The sequence below is a fragment of the Aestuariivirga sp. genome (genome assembly GCF_044239095.1).
Classification (GTDB): Bacteria; Pseudomonadota; Alphaproteobacteria; order Rhizobiales; family Aestuariivirgaceae; genus Aestuariivirga.
The window spans coordinates 1-4,596 of the sequence record NZ_JBIICB010000317.1; the positions used below are offsets into that span (position 1 = coordinate 1).

Genomic DNA, 4,596 nt, shown 5'->3' on the forward strand with positions numbered 1-4,596 from the left:
GAGGCCAGCAATGAGCAGGCCCATCAGAGCCATGCCCGCGATGGCGCCCATGCCGGAGAGGTCACGCTTGGACGTGTAGCCCCACATGCTCATGGCACCGAAGGTGAGCGAGGCGGACAGGAAGGCCGTCATCACCATCGAGGGATCGATGCCGAGATAGCGGTTCACGATCGGCGCGATGCCGATACCCCAGAGCGCCACATAGACCCAGTAGACCACGTGAGCGCGCGCCACCGTGCCACCCATGAGCAGGCGCTGGGCGAAAAAGCCCATGCCGATCAGGCCGATGAGCGCCGGGAAGGCGAGCGCATTGGCCACAGCGCCGAGCGCCGGGATGGTGAAGGTCGCCATAACGATCGCAGCCGTGACCGCCACGCCAAGCGCCATATAGTTGTAAATGCCCAGCATATAGGAGCGGAGACCCTGGTCCACTGCGGCCTGGGTGCCCACCCGCGTCTGGGAAGGATATCTGAATTCAGCCATGTCGTTCCTCCAGCGGTAGCTTTGAACGGAATATGGGCGAGCGCCCCTTCATCTTCAAGTTACAGGAATTTAAGGAGCCGGAGCCTGCGTCAGCCGCCGGCATACTGGTCCATCTTGTGGGCGAGCACGATGTCCTTCTCGGTGACACCGCCCGCCGAGTGGGTGGCAAGCGTCACCTCGACCCGGCCATAGACGTTGAACCATTCGGGGTGGTGGTCGGTCTTTTCAGCGAACAATGCAACCCGGCTCATGAAAGCCCAGGCCTGGCTGAAGGACTTGAACTGATAAGTCCGGGTGATGGCGTCGCGGCCCTTGGCCTCTTCCCACCCGCGCAGCTCATGCAGCGCCTTCGCACGTTCAACTCCAACCAGTGCCTTGTCTGTCATAGCCCCGCCTGTAAACGATATGATTCTTCCACCGCGTAGGGACCACCCCCACGCGAGGGCCGGGACGAGAACAGCACGAAACGCGCCACCTCGAAGACCCGGCTCTTGTAGAGGTTATGGGAGGCGATGAAGCGGTGCAAGGCCTGATGGTCCGGCTCCTTGAGCCTGGCCAGCGTCACGTGGGGGGCGAATTTCCGGGGATCGGGCGGCATGCCCAGCGCCTGGCAGATGCGCTCGTGAATGGCCTGCAGCCGCCGCAATTCGGGGCTTTCCTCGACACTTGCGAAGAGCGTGTGGGGCTTGTTGCCGCCGAACAGGCCGCAACCTGCCAGCCGCAGCTGGAAGGGCCTGGCTTCCACCCCCTCCAGCTCATAGCTGATCTCGCGGGCGAGCCTCTCGTCGATGTCGCCCATGAAGCGGAGCGTGATGTGGTAGGATTCGCGGTCGATCCAGCGTGCGCCGATGATGCCGCCCCGCATCAGGTCGAGGTCGAAGGCCACATCGTCCGGGATTTCGACGCCAGTGAACAATCGTGGCATGGCGGGCCTCCTCTGCTGTCAAGGATTGGCGGTACGCTACGCGCTGACGGTAACGCGATTCTCGCCAATCCAAAGTCCTATTTTGCGGCAACCTGCTCCAGCAATCGTTCCACACTGGGCAGGATGCGGGCAACGATCAGATCGACGCCCGCAGGGTTCGGGTGCATGCCGTCCGCCTGGTTGAGCTTCACCTCCGCCGCCACCCCGTCGAGAAAGAACGGGTAGAGCAGCGTGGCGTGCTTCTCCGCCAGCCGCGGATACATGCCGTCAAAGGCTGCCTGGTAGTCCGGCCCCAGATTGGGCGGGGCCCGCATGCCGGCGAGCAGCACGGGAAGCCCGCGCTGGGCGAGCTGGCCGAGCAGCTGGTCGAGGGCCTGTTCGGCCTGCGGCACGGGAAGCCCCCGGAGCGCATCGTTTGCACCGAATTCGACGATCACCGCATCGACCTCCTCCGACAGCGCCCAGTCGAGGCGCGAGGCGCCGTCGAGTGCGGTATCGCCCGCAACGCCTCCGTTGATCACTTTCACGTCATGCCCCCTGGCCTTCAGCGCCGCCTCCAGCTTCACGGGAAAGGCATCCGAGGGCTGCAGGCCATAGCCCGCGATGAGGCTGTCTCCCAGCGCCAGCAGGGTGACGGTCTGGGCGGCGGCGGCGTTGATCATCAGCACGGCGAAGGCGAGAACGGCGGAAAGTTTCAGCATCTTCGTCAATTAAGCGCCACGGTTGGCATGTTCAAGCATCCGGATCTCGACAACCGGCGTAAGGAAACCCATGTTCGACGCAATGACCGCCACCGCTGTTTCCCTCAAGGACGTTCACCTGACCCTGCCGAGCCGCGCCGGCAATGTCGACATTCTGCGCGGCGTTGACCTGACCGTGAGGCCGGGCGAGGCCATCGGAATCGTCGGCCCCTCGGGCTCGGGCAAGACCACGCTGCTGATGGTCATCGCCGGGCTCGAGCGCGCGAGCCGGGGCGAGGTGATCGTGGCGGGCCAGTCGCTTGCCGGCAAGGGGGAGGACGAACTCGCCGCATTCCGGCGTGACAACATCGGCATCGTGTTCCAGTCCTTCCACCTGATTCCCACCATGACGGCGCTGGAGAATGTCGCGGTGCCGCTGGAATTCCGCGGCGCGAAGAATGCGATGGGCATTGCCGAAGACAAGCTGAAGCGGGTGGGCCTCGGCCACCGGCTGACGCACTACCCCGGCCAGCTCTCGGGCGGCGAGCAGCAGCGCGTGGCGATCGCCCGTGCGCTGGCATCGGGCGCGAAGATCATCATCGCGGACGAGCCGACCGGCAACCTCGACCACGTGACGGGCGAGCAGATCATCAAGCTGCTCTTTGACCTCAGGACGCAGGATGGCGCCTCGCTTCTCCTCGTCACCCATGACCGCGCGCTGGCAGAGCGCTGCGACCGCGTGGCGGAAGTGCTGGACGGCAGGATCGTCTCCGGGGCCCATCCATGAACCCCGCGCTCTGGCTGCGCTTTGCAGCCCGCGACCTGCGCTCAGGCCTCCAGGGCTTCTGGATCTTCCTGACCTGCCTGGCGCTCGGCACCGGCACCATCGCCATCATCGGCTCGCTGACCGCGGCGATGGAGCGCGGGCTGGACGAACAGGGCCAGCCGCTGCTGGGCGGCGACCTCGAATTCGCGCTCGTCCACCGCGAGACAACCCCTGAGGAATTCGCCTTCATCGCTTCCAAGGGCGTGGTGAGCCGCGTCGCCACGGTGCGCGGCATGGCGGTGGCGGGCGAGAATGCCACGCTGATCGAGGCCAAGGCGGTGGACGCCAACTACCCGCTCTACGGCGAGGTGAAGCTCGAGGGCGGCATGACGCTCTCAGACGCCACCGCCACGGTGGACGGCGTGCCGGGCGTTGCCGCCGACCCGCTGCTGATGGGCCGCCTGGGCGTCAAGCCCGGGGACCGGATCAAGCTCGGTTCCATCGAGGTTACGGTCAGGGCGCTGATCCAGCACGAGCCGGACCGGTTGTCCGACGGCGTGGTGCTGGGCCCGCGCCTGCTGCTGACCGAGGATACGCTGCGTGCAACCGGCATCGTGCAGCCGGGCAGCCTCATCACCTGGCGCTATCGCGTCAAGACGCCGGACACCGGCCAGGACGCGGTCCGCGCCGTGGTCAAGGAGGCGGAACAGAAATTCGAGGACGCAGGCTGGCGCGTCAGGACGCGCAACAACGCGGCGGCGAACGTCGACGGCTTCATCGAGCGGCTGGGTTATTTCATGACGCTCGTGGGTCTCGCCTCGCTGATCGTCGGCGGCGCGGGCATCGCCAATGCCGTGCAGGCCTTCGTGACCCGCAAGATGGGCTCAATCGCCACGCTCAAATGCCTCGGCGCCTCCTCGGGCGATGTGCTCGGGATCTACCTGACGGAGATCCTGCTCGTCGGCGCCATCGCCATCGCCATCGGGCTCGCCGCGGGCGCCGTGGCGCCGCCGCTGGTCGCAGCACTGCTCGGGCCCCTGCTGCCACTGCCGGTGGCGACGGGAATTGAGGTGCGGCCCCTGCTGTTTGCTGCAGCGCTTGGCTTTCTCACCACCATCGCCTTCGCGCTGTGGCCGCTGGCGCATACGCGGCGCGTGGCGGCCTCCGCACTTTTCCGCTCCCGGATTGCGCCGGTGCATGGCTGGCCGGGCCCGGCGGAGCTTGCGGTCATCGGCGGGGCGCTGGCGCTCATCGCGCTGCTGACATTCCTCTCCTTCGAGAACACGCGCATCACCGCCTACTTCCTGCTGGGATTGGTGGCGAGCTTCGTGGTGCTGCTGGGCCTGGCCCGGCTGATCATCCTCGCTGCCCGGCGCATGCCGCGCAGCGCCTCCGCGATCTGGCGCTATGCCATCGGCAACATCCACCGGCCAGGCTCGGCGGCAGCCTCCGTGATCCTGGCGCTCGGCCTCGGGCTTACGCTGTTCGTGACGCTGGCGCTGACCGACCGCTCGATCTCCTCCGAACTCCGTTCCGGCATTCCGGAGAAGGCGCCGGCCTTCTTCTTCCTCGACGTGCGCAACAATGAGCTTGCCCAGTTCAAGGATGCCGTGGGGCAGGAGAAGGGCGTCACCCATGTCAACAACTCGCCCATGCTGCGCGGCCGCGTCGTCGCCGTGAAGGGCGTTCCAGCGGCTGAGGTCAAGGCCTCGCCCGAGTCGAACTGGGCGCTGCGCGGCGAC

The 4,596-nt window shown here is 66.4% G+C and carries 6 protein-coding genes; 2 read left to right on the top strand and 4 right to left on the bottom strand.

Translation table 11 applies throughout. The features are described 5' to 3' along the window. The 4 genes from ACILRA_RS20115 to ACILRA_RS20130 form a co-directional block, all read right to left on the bottom strand. On the bottom strand, window positions 1-483 hold a 483-nt coding region (locus tag ACILRA_RS20115), incomplete at its 3' end, for a Bax inhibitor-1 family protein (protein WP_395663835.1). Window positions 484-572: 89 nt separating this feature from the next. Beyond that, complete coding sequence (locus tag ACILRA_RS20120) at window positions 573-869, bottom strand: 4a-hydroxytetrahydrobiopterin dehydratase (RefSeq protein ID WP_395663836.1); 297 nt, start codon at window positions 867-869, stop codon at window positions 573-575. Further along, entirely contained in the window at window positions 866-1,408 is a 543-nt protein-coding gene (gene thpR, locus ACILRA_RS20125; RefSeq protein WP_395663837.1) for an RNA 2',3'-cyclic phosphodiesterase, read from the bottom strand. The genes ACILRA_RS20120 and thpR overlap by 4 nt, the downstream gene beginning before the upstream one ends. A 77-nt stretch (window positions 1,409-1,485) precedes the next feature. Then, complete coding sequence (locus ACILRA_RS20130; RefSeq protein WP_395663838.1) at window positions 1,486-2,109, bottom strand: arylesterase; 624 nt, start codon at window positions 2,107-2,109, stop codon at window positions 1,486-1,488. Window positions 2,110-2,179: 70 nt separating this feature from the next. On the opposite strand from ACILRA_RS20130, the gene ACILRA_RS20135 reads away from it, so the two are divergent. Together ACILRA_RS20135 and ACILRA_RS20140 are read left to right on the top strand one after the other, a co-directional pair. After that, window positions 2,180-2,875, top strand: a complete 696-nt coding sequence (locus ACILRA_RS20135; protein ID WP_395663839.1) for an ABC transporter ATP-binding protein — start codon at window positions 2,180-2,182, stop codon at window positions 2,873-2,875. Then, the coding region (locus ACILRA_RS20140; RefSeq protein ID WP_395663840.1) for an ABC transporter permease at window positions 2,872-4,596 on the top strand (1,725 nt) is incomplete at its 3' end. The genes ACILRA_RS20135 and ACILRA_RS20140, both read left to right, overlap by 4 nt.

What these genes read in the sequence shown, in the direction of transcription:
- ACILRA_RS20120 (WP_395663836.1), bottom strand. Translation starts at nt 869, where the DNA reads ATGACAGACAAGGCACTGGTTGGAGTTGAACGTGCGAAGGCGCTGCAT.
- thpR (WP_395663837.1), bottom strand. Translation starts at nt 1,408, where the DNA reads ATGCCACGATTGTTCACTGGCGTCGAAATCCCGGACGATGTGGCCTTC.
- ACILRA_RS20130 (WP_395663838.1), bottom strand. Translation starts at nt 2,109, where the DNA reads ATGCTGAAACTTTCCGCCGTTCTCGCCTTCGCCGTGCTGATGATCAAC.
- ACILRA_RS20135 (WP_395663839.1), top strand. Translation starts at nt 2,180, where the DNA reads ATGTTCGACGCAATGACCGCCACCGCTGTTTCCCTCAAGGACGTTCAC.